The organism is Mycobacterium xenopi (assembly GCF_009936235.1).
GTDB lineage: Bacteria > Actinomycetota > Actinomycetes > Mycobacteriales > Mycobacteriaceae > Mycobacterium > Mycobacterium xenopi.
The window spans coordinates 2,419,356-2,436,390 of record NZ_AP022314.1; the positions used below are offsets into that span (position 1 = coordinate 2,419,356).

The window sequence follows — 17,035 nt, forward strand, 5'->3', positions numbered from 1 at the left end:
GCCATGCTGGTCGCGGTGCAGGCGAGGCATAGCGAAGTACTCGTGATTAGCTGCTGAATTACCACGTCAGTGACCGGTGCGCGGATATAGTCGGCGCGTGATCAGCGGCGATCCGCTGACTGGGCGCGAGGGTGAACTCAAACTTATTCGCCGCGCACTGAGCGGGTTCGGCAACTACTCCGGCGTCATCATCGCCGGGGCCGCCGGTGTGGGCAAGACTCGGCTCGCACGAGAGGTATTGGCTCGCGCGGCCGCGGCAGGTGCCCGCACCAACTGGATTGTGGGCACCGAGTCTGCCCGACCGCTGCCGTTGGGCGCATTCGCCGCTTTGCTTACCGACGCGATGGCTGAGCCGTTGCTCAGTGTGCGGCGGCTGATCAATACCTTTGTCGCGCAACAGCATCGAGGTCGAGTGCTTATCGGAGTCGACGACGCTCATCTTCTGGACGGGTTGTCCGCACATGTCGTGCACCAATTGGCGTCAACCCGTGGTGCCCGGCTGGTGGTGACCGTGCGAACAGGCGCGGACGAGCCTGATGCCGTGACGGCGTTGTGGAAGGATGAGCTGCTGACGCGGCTGGACCTGGAACCACTGTCCGCCGCAGCCACCCGCTGCCTGATCGAAACCAGCGTCGGTGGACCGGTGGATGCCCGCAGCGCCGAGCGGTTCTGGAAGCTGACGGGCGGCAACGCCTTGTTTTTGCGGCAGCTGGTTGCTGACCAGATCGCGGCCGGCCGAATGCGGCAGGTCGCCGGGGTGTGGATGTGGGACGACGACGTCGCAGTGTCGCCGAGCCTCAGCGACATGCTGGGTCGACGGCTGCGTCGGATGACGCCCAGGGTGGCACGGGTCGTCGACACCCTGTCGCAATGCGAACCACTCAGCGTCGAGGTGCTCTGCGACCTGGTGCGCCGCCGAGATCTCGAATCTGCCGAACAGATGCGCCTCGTCACCGTGGAACGCGTCGGCGACGAGCGCGTGGCCCGGCTGGCGCATCCGCTGTTCGGTGAGCTTCGCCAGGCAACCGCTGGGGAACTCCATCTGTCCAAGGTCCGCGGACAGTTGGCGCGGCGGCTGGCCCGGGAGGTCGACCGCGACATGCGGGCAACAGTGCGCCGGGCTTTGCTGACGCTCCACTCTGATCTCGATCCCGACCCGAAGCTGTATCTGGAGGCAGCGCGCTTTTCGATGATGCTGTTAGATCCCGATTCAGCCGAGCGGTTCGCCGCCGCGGCCGCGGCCTGCGGCGCACCTGACGCCGCGCCGATGCGGGCGATGACCCTCGTGCTTCTCGGGCGAGGGGAGCAGGCCGAAGAAGCCCTGCGGGCCATCTGTGGCGCGGACCGTGAGGACCGCCATCGATGGTCGACCATCAGGGCGGCCAACCTGATCTGGATGCTCGGGCGGCCCCGGGAGGCAGCGGCCATTCTCGACGGTCTCGCCGCGGCAAAGGAATCCGCCGCGCAGCGTGATGCCCGTCTCGCGGTCGAAGCCTGCATCGACGCGGTATCTGCCCGCTGCGCCGACGCGGAAGAGAAGGCCAAAGCAGCGCTTTGTTCGCAGGTGCTCTCGGATTTTCACGCGATGATGGCATCGGTCGCGCTGGTGATGGCGATGGGTGCACTCGGTCACGTCGATGACCTGGCTGATGTCGCCGAGCGTGCCGTTGAGCGGGCGATCACTGCGTTCGAGTCGTCGCCGATGCGATTTTGGTTCGGCGCAGTCTACGCGCGCGCCTGCCGGTTGACCGGGCACATCGACGAGTGCGGGCAATCCGCCCGGAGGATCGCCGATTCGGCTCGAGATGTTCCCGGTTTTGCATACGCGAACCTGGCATTCCTGTTGGGCCACGCCAGTCTGGTGCGCGGCGATCTCCGCAGCGCCCTCAGCTTGCTGCGCGAAGCGCGTGCCGGAGTTGAAAAGCACGGTGCGACAACAGGTTTACGTCCGGCAAGTTGCTTCGGGTTAGCCGAAGCACACGCCAAACTGGGACAGGTGGCCGCGGCAGAGGAGGCACTGGCCGAAGCCCAACGCTTCGTGCCCGCCGAGTATCTGTTCATGCAGACCGCGCTGTCCCTGGCAACCGGCTGGACGCTGGCGGCCAAAGGCTACCTGGGCGAGGCGATCGCCACCGCGCACCAAGCCGCGACCGAAGCGCGCGAGCGCGGCCAGCCGACCCACGAGCTGGCTTGCCTGCAAGCAGCGGCCCAGTGGGGCGACGCATCGCAGGCGAGCCGGGCCCGCGACCTGGCTGACGAGTTATCGCTTCCTCTTGCGAATACTGTTGCGCGGCATGCTGAATCGTTGCTCAGCGGCGACGGGGAAGGTTTGCTTGCGGCCTCGTCGGAATACCAGGCGATCGGTGACCGGGTCGCGGCTGCGGATGCCGCGGCACAGGCAGCGGCCGTGTTTACCAGCCGCCAACACCGCCAGCGGGGACTGTATGCGACGGCGACAGCGCGGGAGCTTGCCGCCGAGTGCGCGGGGCTGTGCACGCCGGCATTGCGCACCACCGCCGGACTTCCGCTGGGTGGGCGACAGCGTGAGGTCATCGAGTTAGCGATTGCGGGTTTGTCCAACCGCGAAATCGCGGAACGGCTGGTGATGTCGGTGCGTACCGTCGAAGGTCATATTTACCGCGCGTGCCAGCGAGTCGGGGTCAACACCCGCGACGAGCTCAAGACGGTCATCCGAGCTAGCTGGAAAAGCGATGACAGAGCGTGACGCAACGGCGGCCGAGCTGCACCTGGCGGTGTGTCGACGCTTTGGCGACGCGGTCCGAGCGGCCGACGGGAAGTGGCAGCGTCCGTCGCCCTGCGAGGGCTGGAACGCCCGTGACGTGGTGGAGCACGTGATCGGATTTCACGACGCGCTTTTGTTGCGGCCCTTGGGTTTAAAGCCGGAGCGCCCGCGTACGGACCCGCGTCGGCGCTGGGAATTGACCTTCGACCGGCTGCCCGTTGCATTCGGCCCAAGCCAGGTTCTGCGGCGGGTGGTCGAGGTGCCGGCTGTCGGGAACAACCCCGCAGCCCGTCGCGAAGTGAAGACTCTCATGCCGCGGCTCAGCCAAGACGTGTTGGTGCACACCTGGGATCTGGCCCGCGCCGTCGGCGCCGATGACCGACTCGATCCCGACTGGTGTGCACTGTTTTTCGAGCAGCTGCCGTCGGATCCCGATGCCCTTAGCGCATCAGGGATGTTCGCGGCGCCGGTGGCCGTCGGCGACGACGCCGACATCCAGTCGCGGCTTCTCGCCCGCCTGGGCCGCGATCCGGCCTGGGTTGCGCGCTTCAGCGGGGGTACCTTCGCGGGGTGAACACACGGTCGTCGTACCACTGCGTCTGCGACGAGCCGACAATCAACAGGCAGCGCATGTCGACCTCGGCCGGGTCCAAGTCGGCCAGTCGCACCACCACCACACGCTCGTCCGGGCCCGACACGTCACGACCGATCACCACCGGCGTACCGGGATCCCGGTGGCGCAGCAGCAGGTCCCGCATCGCGGCAACCTGCCACGTGCGCGTCTTCGACGCGGGGTTGTAGATGGCCAACACCATGTCGGTGGCAGCCGCGGCCGACAGCCGGGCTGCGATGACGTCCCATGGTTTGAGCCGGTCGGACAGCGAGATCACTGCGTAGTCGTGACCCAGCGGCGCGCCGACCCGGCTCGCGACCGCCTGCGCGGCGGTCATCGCCGGGATCACCCTGACCTGCACACCCGGCCATTGCTTGGCCTCCTCGAGCACCGCGGTGGCCATCGCGAACACCCCGGGATCACCGGATGACACCACCGCCACCGCACGGCCTTGCTCGGCCAGCGCGCAGGCCAGCCGGGCACGCGCCTGCTCGTCGGTGTTGTCACTGGGATGACGACGTTGACCCTCCCGAACCGGGACGCGATCCAGATAGCGGCCGTAACCGACGAGATCGGTGGCAGCAGCGAGCTCGCGGCGGCATTCCGGCGTCATCCAGTCGGCCTGCCCTGGGCCAAGTCCGACCACCGCCACGCCGCCGGCCCGCGATTCGCGGCACCGACCACCCGGCAGCAGCGCCAGCGAGAAGTACGGGACGCTGTCCTGGTCGACGTCGGCGGCCGGTAGCACCCGCTGGCCGGCGGTGCTGGCACGCTCCACGTAAAAAGCGTCATCGAGTCGACCGGCTAGCGAAAGTGCTTCGCGCACAGCGGGATATGAGCGACCCAGCTTCATGACCACCGCGGCGTCGGCGTCGGCGAGCCGGTGCGTCAGTTCGGCGACACCCAAGGTGCCGGGCAGCACCGACAGCACCTCGTCGCCGGCTACCAGCGGTGTCGCGATCGCGGCCGACGCCGCGCTGACCGACGTCACACCGGGCACGATGACCGCATTGAACCGCTGGGTGAGCCGGGTGTGCAGATGCATGTACGAGCTGTAGAACAGCGGATCGCCCTCGGCTAACAGCGCCACGTCGCGTCCGGCGTCCAGGTGTGCCGCGATCCGGGAGGTGGCCTCGGCGTAGAAGTCCTCCAGCGCACCGGCGTAGCCGCCGGGATGATCGGTGGTCTCCGTGGTTACCGGATAGACCAGGTGCTCCTCGATCTGGCCTGGCCGCAGATACCGTTCGGCGATGCCGCGGGCGATGCTGCGGCCGTGGCGTGCGCTGTGGTAGGCCACCACGTCAGCTTCGCGGATCACGCGGGCCGCCTTGACCGTCACCAACTCGGGGTCGCCGGGCCCGAGTCCGACACCGAAAAGTGTTCCCCGCCTATTCATTTGATGTTTGCCGCGATCGCGTTGACAGCAGCGGCGGCGATCGCGCTGCCGCCGCGGCGGCCTCGCACGATCAAATGCGACATCCCGCGCGGGCGCTCGATAAGCTCCTGCTTGGACTGCGCAGAGCCAACGAAGCCCACCGGGCCGCCCAGCACCGCCGCCGGCGCCGAGACCCCCTCGTCGACCAGTTCCAGCAGCCGAAACAGGGCGGTGGGCGCGTTGCCGATCGCCAGCACCGCGCCCGCCAGACGGTCGGCCCACAGCTCCACGCCCGCTGCCGAGCGGGTGGTGTGCCGGCGGGCGGCCAGCTCGGCGGCCCGCGGATCGGCGACCAGCGACACAATCTCGTTGCCGGGCAGGCGGTCCGACATGATCCCGGCGGCCACCATGGACGAATCGCACAGCACCGGCGCGCCGCCGGAGAGCGCAGCGCCCGCGCGGGCGACGACGTCGTCGGTGTAGGCCACCTCCTCGGCGAGGTCGACCTGGCCGCAGGTGTGGATCAGCCGGACGACGACCTGCTCGACGTCGGGGGGAAATCGGGCCAAATCCGCTTCGGCCCGGATAGTCGCGAACGACTGCCGGTAGATCTCGGCCGCATCGCGAAGGTAGTCGAGCACCCGCTCACCTTAAGGCCGCGCGAGTCGGTACCCGTCTCCGGTTGCCACAAGCACCTCACCGGCCGGTGGGCTGCCGCAGGCTCGCTCGCAGCCGACGAAGTGGCGGTGCACACCGCTATCCGCGGCCAGTGACCGTGCGGCGTCGGCGCGCACGTCGGCGACCGACCGCGCGCAGCCGGGACTGCCGGTGCACGCGCTGACCGATAGCCACGGGGAGTTCGCGTCGAACACCAGACCCAGCGGCGCCAGCACCCGCAGCGCCGCGTCGGCGCCGGGCTCGTCGAGGTCGCACACCAGTACCGAACGCCACGGAGTGATTACCAGCGGTGCGCCGATCGCAGCCAGGCGATCGGCCACCGCAGCGGTCAACACCCCGAGCGGCACCGCCGCGCCCAACGCGACGCGCCCGTCGTCCTGGGGCAGCCAGCCCACCGGTGGTCGAAGAACCGCGGGAAACGGTGTCGGCGCGAGCTGCACACCGGGCAGCACTATCGAGAGGTCAGCTAATTCCCTTACCCGCCAAGCATTTCCACGGACATCGACGAATTTCACCGCCAGCTTCACCAGTGCGGGTATGACGGCGTCGACCGTCAGGCGCACGCCGGTGTCGCGCCCGGCCAGCAGCAGCGCGATACCGTCATCGACGACATGGGCTCCCACGTCGGCGGCCAACCCGGACACGTCGCCGCGGCCGTCGTCGAAGCTGAACCAGAACCGTCCCGGCAATCCGGCCAGTGCCGGTTCGGCGCACACCGCCCCATCCAGCTCGGCCACCCAGCCGCGCACGTCGGCCAAACCCCCCGCCCGCCCGGACAGCGGCGAGGCGACGATGTTGCGGACCCGCTCGTGCGTCGTCGATGGCAGCAGGCCGCCCCGGCCAGCGCGTCGGCCAGCGCCTGCACATCGGTGATGCCCCGAATCTGGACATTGCCCCGCGCGGTCAGCTCTAATACCGCCGACCCGTGGCGACTCGACGCCCCGGCGAGCGCGGCCAACTGCGCGGCGGTGAGCATCCCACCGGGCAGGCGCACCCGCGCCAGGGCGCCGTCGGCCGCCTGGTGCATCTCCAGCGCACCCGGGCACTGGTCTCGGTCGCGTGCTCTGCTCACCCGCCTACCGTACGGCCGATATGCCTCGTGTCTCACGATCCGCGGGAAGCAAAACCTGGCATGTGGCCGATACGAGGGTTGAATACGACTTGGAGAAATCAGTGAAGTGCAATCCTGAGGACTGCGGCGATGGCTGAAAGCTCGGTGAAGTGGGAGGACGGCGCGCTGGTCGCCATCGACCAGCGCGCGCTGCCGCACCAGCTGCGCTGGTTGCGGATCACCACGGTCGACGAGCTCATCGACGCGATCAAGACGCTGGCCATTCGCGGGGCCCCGGCGATCGGGGTGTCCGGGGCGTTCGGCGTGGCGCTGGCGGCGTTCGCGCACGTCGGCGATCCCGAGAAGGTGGAACTGGAGGCCTCCCGGATCGCCGCGGCCCGGCCCACCGCGGTCAACCTGGCCTGGGGGTGCAGCGCGCGCTGGCCAGGTTGTCACAGGGCGCGCGGGCGGTGCTGGACGAAGCTCGGGAGATGCTCGCGGAAGGCGACCGGGTCAACCGGGCCGCCGCGACCCAGGCCGCGGATCTGGTGCAGCGGGTGTGCCCGGATCGGCGATTGCGCATCCTCACCCACTGTGACACCGGGCCGCTGGCTACGGCCGCTTTCGGGACGGCGCTGGGCGCACTGGAGGTGCTGCATACCCGTCACGCCATCGACGAGGTGCTGGTCGACGAGACCCGCCCGCTGCTGCAGGGCGCCCGGCTGACGACCTGGGAGCTCGCTCAGGCCGGAATCCCGCACCGGCTGGCCGTCGACTCGGCGGCGGCCTGGGCGATGGCCACCGGGCAGGTGGACTGCGTGCTCGTCGGCGCCGACCGCATCAGTGCCGACGGGTCGGTCGCCAACAAGATCGGCACCTACAGCCTGGCCCTGGCGGCTCGCCACCACGGCATCCCGTTCATCGTCGTCGCGCCCGAATCCACCCGCGATCCGGGCACCGCGACCGGTCGCGACATCGTCGTCGAACAGCGCAGCGCGGACGAGATCACCCATCTCGGCGACGTCGCCACCGCACCGGCAGACACCGCGGTGTTCAACCCCGCATTCGATGTCACCCCGCCGGAGCTGATCACCGCGGTGGTCACCGAGAACGGTGTGATCGGTGAAGGCAAAAACATTGCCGCAAGCCAGATTCCCGGTATCGCCCGGGACTTGTATTTGCGCGGGTGGATGCCGGGCACCGCAGGCAACATCTCGGTCCGCGCTGGCCAGGCTGCGCTGATCACCGGCAGCGGGCTGTCCAAAGGAGAGCTCACCGCAGAAGACTTGGTGTGGGTGAATATTGCTGACTCCCAGCAACTTTCGGGATCACGGCGGCCCTCGGCGGAAACCGCGATCCACACCGCGATCTACCGCGCAACCGACGCCCAGGCGGTGGTGCACGTTCACCCGCCGCACGCCACCACCCAGTCGATCGGCGCACCGAATACTTTGCGGTTCAGCGGTTATGAGCTCATCAAGGGACTTGGCGTCACCGACACCATCGACATCCCGGTGTTCGCCAACCACGCTGACGTGGCGCGCATCGGCGCCGACATCCAGCACCACCTGACCGAACACCCGGACGCCCCGCCGGTGCTGTTTGTCGCCGGTCACGGCGTCACCGCATGGGGCACCGACCTGGCGCAGGCCCGCGACCGCGTGGAATGCCTGGAGGCGATGTGCGAGTTGGTGACACTGACCGGTCGCCGCGACATTGGAGCACCTTCGGAGGAACCCTCATGACCCTGCTGCAAGTGATGGCCGACAGTGACGCCGCTGACGTGCGCCTGCGCACCGACGACCCGATCGAGATCGGTGCCGAACTGGCCAAGCGCGACATCGTCTTCGACCGTTGGCCCACACTGCCCGGCTTTGACGCTTCAGCGCCCACCGAGGGCATCCTGGCCGGCTACGACGACCGCATCGCCGAACTCAACGCCGATGGCCGCTACCAGGTCATCGACGTGGCCCGGCTGCACCCCGACGATGCCGATCCAGGATGGCCGGCCGTCGCCCGCGCCGCCCGCGAAAAGTTCCGGTCCGAGCACCGTCACGCCGAGGACGAGGTGCGCTTCTTCGCGGCCGGCCGCGGCTGCTTCTACCTGCACCTGGATCACGACGTGGTCGCGGTGGTGTGCGCGGCCGGTGACCTGTTGTCGGTGCCGGCCGGCACTCGGCACTGGTTCGACATGGGCAGGCGTCCCGATTTCGTGGCGATCCGGTTCTTCGAGCAGCAAGACGGGTGGATCGGCGACTTCACCGGCGACCCTATCGGCGAACGCTTCCCGACGCTCGACGAGCTCGTCGCCGGATGATCGCCGCGATCGTCCTCGACATCGAGGGCACCACCAGCCCGACCCGATCGGTGCGAGAAGACCTCTACGGCTACACCAAAGCCCACCTTGCCCAATGGCTGGCCGACAACCGCGACGGCCCAGCCGATCCGGTGATCGCGGCCACCCGGGAGCTATCCGGGCGGCTCGACGCCGACACCGCCGAAGTCGCCGAAATCCTATGCCGCTGGCTGGATTCGGACATCAAGGCTGAACCGTTGAAGACCGCCCAAGGTCTGATCTGCGCAGAAGGGTTCCGTCGCGGCGCGCTGCACGCAGAGTTCTTCGATGACGTACCGCCGGCGTTGAAATCCTGGCATGACGGCGGCATCGCGCTCTACGTCTACTCGTCGGGTTCGACACGCAATCAACAGGATTGGTTCACCTACACCCGCAGCGGCCCGCTGGCCTCGCTGATCGCGGGCTGGTTCGACCTGACCAACGCCGGCAGCAAACGCGACGTGGCCTCCTACCGCAGGATCGCCGACGCTATCGGGCTGCCCGCGGAGCAGATTCTGCTGCTGTCCGACCACCCCGACGAACTCGACACCGCGGCCGCGGCTGGCTGGGCTGTGCTCGGCGTGACCCGGCCCGGCGAGCCGAATGCGCCGCGGCCGCCGCACCGCTGGGTCAGCTCATTCGCCGAGGTCGACGTCCTGGCGGTGGCCGATTAGGCTGCAGTGCAATAGCTGTGTTTCGCTCGACCCGCGAGCCAGACGCTGCCACGCCGGGGTGATTCCGGGCCAACATCGCCCTATCCGTTTGCCAGCGAAAAATTGACAACCACCGCTAACCGCTGGCTGAGTCAGCGTAGTGTCTGCCAAAAGATGGGGCCCCGGGAGGTTGGGCATCCGGTGCAAGCCGCAAGCGGGTCGACGTGGCCGGTAGTGGCCCGCGATGAGGAGTTTCGCCAGGCGTTGGCGGTGCTGCAGGACGCTGACGCGAAGTTCCGCGGCGTGGTGTTGCTCGGCGATGGCGGGGTCGGCAAATCCACCCTGGCGCGAGCAGTTGCCGATGCCGTCGAGTCGAGCGGGCAGACGGTGCGTTTTGTGTTGGGCACTCAAACCGGGCGCGCCGTGCCGCTGGGCGCGTTCTCTCGGCTAGTGACCGTCGCAGCGGCACAATCACCCGCCGCGATGCTGGGCGGCGCACTGAAAACCTTGGAGACCGATCCCGACCTGGTGCTCGTCGTCGACGACGCCCACCTGCTCGACCCGCTGTCAGCGAGTTTGGTCTACCAGCTCGCGGCCGGCGGCAGTACGCAGTTGATCGTGACCATTCGCTCTGGTGAACCGGTGCTTGACGCAGTGACAGCGCTGATGAAAGAACGGCTGCTGCTGACCATGCACATCGACCCGTTCACCCGTGAGCAAACGGAAGAGCTCGCCCGCCGCGTGCTCGGCGATGCGATCGCGCCCCGACTGCTCGACGAACTACACCGGCGCAGCGGGGGAAACGTGCTGCTGCTGCGGGGGTTACTGAGCGCGGGACGAGAAACCGGCGTGTTGTTCCACGCCGAGGATGGCTGGCAGTTGCGCGGTCCGTTACATCCGGACCGTGAACTCGATGACCTGCTCGAGTTTCGGTTGCGATCTCTTGCCCCCGAGGAATTGGAAGCGGTCGAGATCTTGGCTATCGGCGAACTGCTGGACTGGGAGGTCCTGCGCGGACTGTGCAACGCCGATGCGGTGGAACGCCTGGAGCGCAGAGGCATCATCCAGCTGGTGCCCGACGGCCCGGCCGCCGTCGCGCGGTTGAACCACCCCATCATCGGTGAAGCTGCGATCCGGCTCGCCGGCGTCGTGCGGTCGCACCGGCTCAATAGCATGCTGGCACAAGCGTTTCGAAAGCATCTTGAGCGCGGAGACCGGCGCTTGAGATTGCCGGATGTGCGCGGCCAGATTCGGCTGGCCCAGTTCATAATCCACAGTGACTTGGAGCCGGACCTCGACGCGATCATCTCCGCGGCGGTCAGCGCGGTGACCATGTCCAGCCTGCGCAACGGCGAGGAGCTGGCGCGGTTCGCGGTCGAGCGTGGCGGCGGTCTGCAGGCTGCGCTCGTCCTCGCGGACGCGTTGAGTTGGCAAGGCCGCGGCGACGAGGCCGAATCGGTGCTGGCCGGTGCTGATCCCGTTGGCGCCGACGAGTTTTCGACTCTGCAATGGGGTTGTCTGCGTGCGGCTAACCTGTTCTGGGGTTGCGGTCAAGTCGAATCCGCCAAGCAGGTTCTCGTCGAGGTCAAGGATCGCGTGGAATCCGAGGCGTGTATCGCTTTGGCGAAGGCTCTGGAGGTGTCGTTTGCATTTTTCTTCGGCGATATCACGACAGCGATCGAGACCGGACCGGCCCTGTGTGCATCGGATGCGCTGCCGCTGGCCAAGGTTTGGGCAGCGGTGGCAACCACATGTGCGCTCGCGGTTGCCGGGCGGCTGGACCAAGTACAGCCCATAGCGGAGGCGGGCTTGCGGGCGGCCGGCCTCAGCGAATCGGGACCGCAACGGTTCGCCATCGGAGTCGCCGAGGTCATGGCGTCCACGTCTGCCGGTGATTACGCTGCTGCCCAACGGGTTTGGGAACGCTACGCCACGATGGCCGGCGGCGTGCCTGAGGCAGATGCGATGGTGGAGGCCATCCACGGACTTGTCTACCTCGCGCGCGGCGAGCTGCCGTCAGCGTGTGCGGCATTCCACAATTCGCTCTCTGCGTTGTCCGGCGGCTTTTTGTCGGCTTGGATGATGCTGGTGGCGGCATGGTCGGCGCAAGCCGAAGGGGCGCGCGGAAACGCTGCTGGGGCTGTCGCCGCGCTGGAACGCTCGCAAGCGGCACACGGACCGCAAGTCGCGGCGTTTACACCGGAACTCGAGCTCGCCCGGGCGTGGGAGCGGGCGAGTGTGGGCGAGACGACAGCCGCGGTGACGCATTCGTTGCGTGCCGCCCAAATTGCGCGACGATCCCAGATGTACGCGGTCGAGATGCGCGCATTGCATACGGCGGTCCGGTTCGGTGACCGCTCGCAGGCCTCCCGACTGGCTGAGCTGGCCGGCATGCTGGGCAATCCGTTGTCTGAGGCGATCGCCGCGCACGCCCAGGGGCTGGCCAGCCACGACGGTGAGCTACTTGACACGGCGGCGGATCGGTTCGCCGGCCTGGGTGCACTGGCATGTGCCGCCGACGCGGCCGCTCAGGCTGCGCGCGAGCATGCGCGCAGCGGACGCCGCGGCAAGGAATTGGAGTCGTCGACGCGGGCTCACTGGCTGGCCATCCGGGGCGAGGTCCGAACCCCGGCGGTCAAAGCCGCGGTGCAGCCGCTACCCATCACCGACCGGGAACGTGAAATCGCAGTGATGGTCGCGGCGGGATTATCCAACCGCCAGATCGCGGACCGGCTTTCGGTGTCGGTGCGCACGGTGGATGGACACCTGTATCGCATCTTCGCCAAACTCGACATCCAAAGCCGCGAACAGCTTGCCCGGCTGCTCGGCGGCTCCCGATCGGGGACCTGAGCCGCGTAGTCGTCTACGTGCACCCTGCGCCACCCGACCTCGAGAACCTCGAGGGTTCGCCGTTGCGGTACGAATGACGGGTGCCCGATCCGACCGTGTTGTTGTTGTCGACGTCCGACACCGACCTGATCACCGCGCGCGCCAGCGGCGCGAACTACCGGTGGGCCAACCCGGCACGGCTGGTTGACGGCGAGCTGCCGGGGTTGTTGCGGGGCGTCGATGTCGCGGTGGTCCGCATCCTCGGCGGCTACCGGGCTTGGCAGGACGGCATCGACACCGTGCTGGCCAGCGGGGTTCCCACCATTCTGGTCAGCGGAGAACAGTCGCCGGACGCCGACCTGACCGAGCGCTCAACGGTGCCGGCAGGCATCGCGGTGCAGACCCACATCTATTTGGCCCACGGCGGGGTGCCCAACCTACGGCAACTGCACGCGTTCCTGTCCGACACGCTGCTGATGACCGGTTTCGGCTTCGGTCCGCCGGTGAGCACACCGATGTGGGGTGTGCTGGAGCGCACGGCTGCCGACGTCGACGGCCCGGTTATCGCCGTGCTGTACTACCGGGCCCAGCACCTTGCCGGCAACACCGCCTACATCGAAGCGCTCTGTGACGCGCTCGAAGCCGCCGGTGGCCGGCCGCTGCCGGTGTACTGCGCGTCGCTGCGCACCGCAGAACCCGACATGCTCGAAACGCTGGCCCAAGCCGACGCAATGGTGGTCACCGTATTGGCTGCCGGCGGGGTCACACCGGCCACGGCCGCGGCCGGTGGCGACGATTCCTGGAACGTCGAACACCTTGCCGCCCTGGATATGCCGATCCTGCAGGGGTTGTGTCTGACCAGCTCGCGAAAACAGTGGCAGGACAACGACGACGGGCTCAGTCCGCTCGACGTGGCCAGCCAGGTCGCGGTCCCCGAATTCGACGGACGCATCATCACGGTTCCGTTTTCGTTCAAGGAGATCGACGACGAAGGGCTGATTTCCTATGTCCCCGATCCCGAACGCTGCGCGCGGGTCGCCGGCTTGGCGGTGCGGCACGCCCAGCTGCGCCGGACCGCCAACGCCGACAAGCGAGTGGCCGTGGTGTTCTCCGCCTACCCAACCAAACACGCGCGGATCGGCAACGCCGTCGGCTTGGACACCCCGGCCAGTGCCGTCAAGTTGCTGCGCGCGATGCGTGAGCATGGCTACCGGATCGGTGAGATTCCCGGCGTCGACGCAGACGACGGGGACGCGCTGGTGCACGCGCTGATCGAACGCGGCGGCCAGGATCCGGACTGGCTTACTGAGGGACAGCTGGCTGGCAATCCAATCCGGGTGTCCGCCAAGGATTATCGCGCCTGGTTTGCCACGTTGCCTGCCGAGTTCGCCGACGCGGTCCAAAAACACTGGGGCCCGCCGCCGGGGGAGCTGTTCGTCGATCGAAGCCGCGATCCGGACGGCGAGATCGTCATTGCCGCAATGCAGGCGGGCAACGTGGTGCTCATGATCCAGCCGCCACGGGGATTCGGCGACAACCCCGTCGCGATCTACCATGACCCGGACCTGCCGCCCAGCCATCACTATCTGGCCACCTACCACTGGCTGGACACCGGTTTCGGGGCTCACGCCGTGGTGCATCTGGGCAAGCACGGCAACCTGGAGTGGCTGCCCGGTAAGACGCTGGGCCTGTCGGCGGCCTGCGCAGCCGACGCCGCGCTGGGCAACCTGCCGCTGGTGTACCCGTTTTTAGTCAACGACCCCGGTGAAGGCACCCAGGCGAAACGACGTGCGCACGCCGTGCTCGTCGACCATCTCATCCCGCCGATGGCTCGTGCCGAAACCTACGGCGACATCGCTCGGCTCGAACAACTGCTCGACGAGCACGCTGCCGTCGCCGCGCTGGACCCCGACAAGCTGCCCGCGATCCGCCAGCAGATCTGGACACTGATCCGAGCCGCCAAGATGGACCACGACCTGGGTCTGACCGAACGCCCGGAAGACGACTCGTTCGACGAGATGCTGCTGCACGTCGACGGATGGCTGTGCGAGATCAAGGATGTGCAGATTCGCGACGGCCTGCACATCCTGGGTGACAAGCCGACCGGAGAAGCCGAACTGAACCTGGTGTTGGCGATCCTGCGATCTCGTCAACTCTTCGGCGGTCAGATGTCGGTGCCCGGCCTGCGCCAAGCGCTGGGACTGGCCGAGGACGGCACCGATGAGCGCACCTGCGTCGACGCAGCCGAAACCCAAGCTCGCGAATTGGTAGCAGCGTTGCAGGACACCGGCTGGGATCCCGACGCGGCCGACCGGCTGACCGACAACCCTGATGTGGCGACGGTGCTGCGCTTCGCCGCCACCGAGGTGGTGCCCCGGATTGCCGGGACCGCTGACGAAATCGACCAGGTGCTCAAGGCATTGGACGGCCGATTCATCGCCGCAGGGCCCTCTGGCTCGCCGCTGCGCGGTCTGGTGAACGTGCTACCCACCGGGCGCAATTTCTACTCCGTCGACCCCAAGGCGGTGCCGTCCCGGTTGGCGTGGGACACCGGTGTAGCGCTTGCTGATTCGCTGCTGGCGCGCTATCGCGACGACTACGGGTGCTGGCCTCGCTCGGTTGGCATTTCAGTGTGGGGCACCTCGGCGATGCGCACCGCCGGCGACGATATCGCGGAAGTTCTTGCGCTGCTCGGGGTCCGGCCGGTGTGGGACGACGCGTCGCGGCGAGTCGTGAATCTAGAGCCAATCCCGTTGACGGAACTGGGCCGCCCTCGCATCGACGTGACCGTGCGCATTTCCGGCTTCTTCCGAGACGCGTTCCCGCACGTGGTGACCATGCTCGACGACGCGGTACGGCTGGTCGCCGACCTCGACGAACCCTTCGAGCACAACTACGTCCGGGCCCACGCACAGGCCGACCTTGCCCAGCATGGCGATAAACGTCGTTCCACCACAAGGGTTTTCGGTTCGAAGCCGGGCACGTATGGGGCAGGGCTGTTGCAGCTGATCGACAGCCGCAACTGGCGCGACGACGCCGACCTGGCCCAGGTGTACACGGCGTGGGGCGGATACGCCTACGGGCGCGACCTGGATGGCCGACCTGCGACCGACGACATGACCCGCCAATACCGGCGCATCGCGGTCGCCGCCAAGAACACCGACACCCGCGAGCATGACATCGCCGACTCCGACGACTACTTCCAGTACCACGGCGGCATGGTGGCCACCGTGCGCGCGCTGACCGGACGGGCGCCGGCGGCCTACATCGGCGACAACACCCGCACCGACGCGATCCGGACCCGCACGTTGTCGGAAGAAACCACCCGCGTCTTTCGCGCCCGCGTCGTCAACCCGCGCTGGATGACCGCGATGCGCCGGCACGGCTATAAGGGCGCTTTCGAGATGGCCGCGACGGTGGACTACCTGTTTGGCTACGACGCCACGGCGGGCGTAATGGCCGACTGGATGTATGAGCAGCTCACCGAGCGCTACGTGCTCGACGCCGAAAACCGCAAATTCATGGCGGAGTCAAACCCGTGGGCGCTGCACGGGATGGCTGAGCGGCTGCTGGAGGCGGTCAGCCGTGGAATGTGGGCCGAGCCGCAACCGGCCACGGTTGACGGATTGCGGCAGGTGCTGCTGGAAACCGAGGGTGATTTGGAAGGGTAGGTTATGCACCCCACTTTTGCCGACGTCGCGAAATCCCGCTACATCCTGCTGACCACCTTCACCAAGGACGGTCGGCCGAAACCGACACCGATCTGGGCGGCCCCAGACGGCGACCGGCTGCTGGTCATCACGGAGGAGAAATCCTGGAAAATCAAGCGCATTCGCAACAGCCCGCGGGTCACCCTCGCGGCATGCGATCTGCGTGGCCACCCGAAAAGTGAGGCCATCGAGGCGACAGCGACCATCCTGGACAAGTCGCACAACGCCGCGGTCTACGACGCGATCGGCAAGCGGTACGGCATCGTCGGCCGAGTGTTCAACTTCTTTTCCAAGTTGCGCGGCGGGATGGAAACCAATGTCGGGCTCGAGCTTCGCCCGGCCGGCTAACTGCGCAGATATCGGCCGAAGAACGCGAACACCCGGGCCCAGGCATCTTCGCTGGCGGCTTCGTTGTAGCCGAATCCGGTGATGCGCAACAGCGGCTGGGCGGGCAGTTTGTTGGCGAAACTGTGGCCGGCGCGGGGGTAAACCTTGACGTCGTTGGGAATGCCCTTGTGCTCCAAAACCCGGTGCAGGCGATTGGGCGCGCCGATACCCAGCGGGTCACGGCCGCCGAAGCTGGCCACGATCGGGCATGCGCCGTCCAGGGTTTCGCTGAGGTGACGGGGCAGCGGCGTGCCGTAGAACGGTGCGGAGGCGCCGAATCCCTTGGGCGCCATCACTAACGCGAACTGCCCACCCATGCAAAAGCCGGCGATTCCTATCCGCCCGGAGCATTGCGGCAGCGACTGCAGGTAGTTGCGGGCGGCCAAGATGTCGTCGACCGCGGCGCCCTGCTTGCTGAACAGGTCACGAAATACCCGCATGACGCAGCGCGCCCTGCCGCCGCGCGCGAACAGGTTCGGCGTGATCGCCACGTATCCCGCCGCGGCGATGTGATCGGAGATTCGTTGCTTGTCCGGCTCGTAGCCAATCGCATCGTGGATCACCACTACGCCCGGCCATGGGCCTTGCCCGTCGGGAACATCTAGCAGCGCATCGATCGGACCGGCCGGGGTGTCAATCTCGATGGTGGTCATGACGCTTA

General features: G+C 67.6%; 10 protein-coding genes and 2 pseudogenes. 8 read left to right on the forward strand and 4 right to left on the reverse strand.

All coding sequences use genetic code 11. From position 1 onward, the window contains the following. Positions 1–97: 97 nt before the first annotated feature. Both MYXE_RS11265 and MYXE_RS11270 read left to right on the forward strand, forming a co-directional pair. Positions 98–2,725, forward strand: coding sequence for a LuxR family transcriptional regulator (locus tag MYXE_RS11265; RefSeq protein WP_085196860.1), 2,628 nt, complete (start codon positions 98–100; stop codon positions 2,723–2,725). Further along, positions 2,712–3,317 (forward strand): TIGR03086 family metal-binding protein, encoded by a 606-nt coding sequence (locus tag MYXE_RS11270; RefSeq protein WP_085196862.1) that lies wholly within the window; start codon positions 2,712–2,714, stop codon positions 3,315–3,317. The genes MYXE_RS11265 and MYXE_RS11270 overlap by 14 nt, the downstream gene beginning before the upstream one ends. On the opposite strand, the gene MYXE_RS11275 is transcribed toward MYXE_RS11270, so the two are convergent. The 3 genes and pseudogenes from MYXE_RS11275 to cobG form a co-directional block, all read right to left on the reverse strand. Next, positions 3,292–4,752 (reverse strand): precorrin-2 C(20)-methyltransferase, encoded by a 1,461-nt coding sequence (locus MYXE_RS11275; RefSeq protein ID WP_085196864.1) that lies wholly within the window; start codon positions 4,750–4,752, stop codon positions 3,292–3,294. The genes MYXE_RS11270 and MYXE_RS11275 overlap by 26 nt on opposite strands. Further along, positions 4,749–5,372, reverse strand: coding sequence for a precorrin-8X methylmutase (locus MYXE_RS11280; RefSeq protein ID WP_003918949.1), 624 nt, complete (start codon positions 5,370–5,372; stop codon positions 4,749–4,751). Before MYXE_RS11280 ends, MYXE_RS11275 begins: the two co-directional genes overlap by 4 nt. A gap of 9 nt (positions 5,373–5,381) precedes the next feature. Then, a pseudogene (cobG, locus tag MYXE_RS11285) lies at positions 5,382–6,481 on the reverse strand (precorrin-3B synthase). Between the two features lie 129 nt (positions 6,482–6,610). Here cobG and mtnA point away from each other — a divergent pair. From mtnA to MYXE_RS11315, 6 genes and pseudogenes are all read left to right on the forward strand, one after another. After that, positions 6,611–8,205, forward strand: a pseudogene (gene mtnA / locus MYXE_RS11290) (S-methyl-5-thioribose-1-phosphate isomerase). Then, positions 8,202–8,777 (forward strand): 1,2-dihydroxy-3-keto-5-methylthiopentene dioxygenase, encoded by a 576-nt coding sequence (locus MYXE_RS11295; protein WP_085196870.1) that lies wholly within the window; start codon positions 8,202–8,204, stop codon positions 8,775–8,777. The pseudogene mtnA and the gene MYXE_RS11295 overlap by 4 nt, the downstream one beginning before the upstream one ends. Beyond that, positions 8,774–9,469 (forward strand): acireductone synthase, encoded by a 696-nt coding sequence (gene mtnC / locus MYXE_RS11300; protein WP_003918942.1) that lies wholly within the window; start codon positions 8,774–8,776, stop codon positions 9,467–9,469. The genes MYXE_RS11295 and mtnC overlap by 4 nt, the downstream gene beginning before the upstream one ends. A gap of 213 nt (positions 9,470–9,682) precedes the next feature. Then, entirely contained in the window at positions 9,683–12,298 is a 2,616-nt protein-coding gene (locus MYXE_RS11305) for a helix-turn-helix transcriptional regulator (RefSeq protein WP_085196872.1), read from the forward strand. A gap of 80 nt (positions 12,299–12,378) precedes the next feature. Next, complete coding sequence (gene cobN / locus MYXE_RS11310) at positions 12,379–15,948, forward strand: cobaltochelatase subunit CobN (RefSeq protein WP_085196874.1); 3,570 nt, start codon at positions 12,379–12,381, stop codon at positions 15,946–15,948. Positions 15,949–15,951: 3 nt separating this feature from the next. Further along, positions 15,952–16,335: a PPOX class F420-dependent oxidoreductase gene (locus MYXE_RS11315; protein ID WP_003918938.1), complete on the forward strand. Its 384-nt coding sequence runs from the start codon at positions 15,952–15,954 to the stop codon at positions 16,333–16,335. Here the strand turns inward: MYXE_RS11315 and MYXE_RS11320 are convergent. Next, positions 16,332–17,027, reverse strand: coding sequence for a dienelactone hydrolase family protein (locus MYXE_RS11320; RefSeq protein ID WP_003918937.1), 696 nt, complete (start codon positions 17,025–17,027; stop codon positions 16,332–16,334). The genes MYXE_RS11315 and MYXE_RS11320 overlap by 4 nt on opposite strands. Between the last annotated feature and the right edge of the window lie 8 nt (positions 17,028–17,035).

Excerpts from the sequence above, each read along its gene's own strand:
- MYXE_RS11270 (WP_085196862.1), top strand. The coding sequence starts at position 2,712 with ATGACAGAGCGTGACGCAACGGCGGCCGAGCTGCACCTGGCGGTGTGT.
- MYXE_RS11275 (WP_085196864.1), bottom strand. The coding sequence starts at position 4,752 with ATGAATAGGCGGGGAACACTTTTCGGTGTCGGACTCGGGCCCGGCGAC.
- MYXE_RS11295 (WP_085196870.1), top strand. The coding sequence starts at position 8,202 with ATGACCCTGCTGCAAGTGATGGCCGACAGTGACGCCGCTGACGTGCGC.
- mtnC (WP_003918942.1), top strand. The coding sequence starts at position 8,774 with ATGATCGCCGCGATCGTCCTCGACATCGAGGGCACCACCAGCCCGACC.
- MYXE_RS11315 (WP_003918938.1), top strand. The coding sequence starts at position 15,952 with ATGCACCCCACTTTTGCCGACGTCGCGAAATCCCGCTACATCCTGCTG.
- MYXE_RS11320 (WP_003918937.1), bottom strand. The coding sequence starts at position 17,027 with ATGACCACCATCGAGATTGACACCCCGGCCGGTCCGATCGATGCGCTG.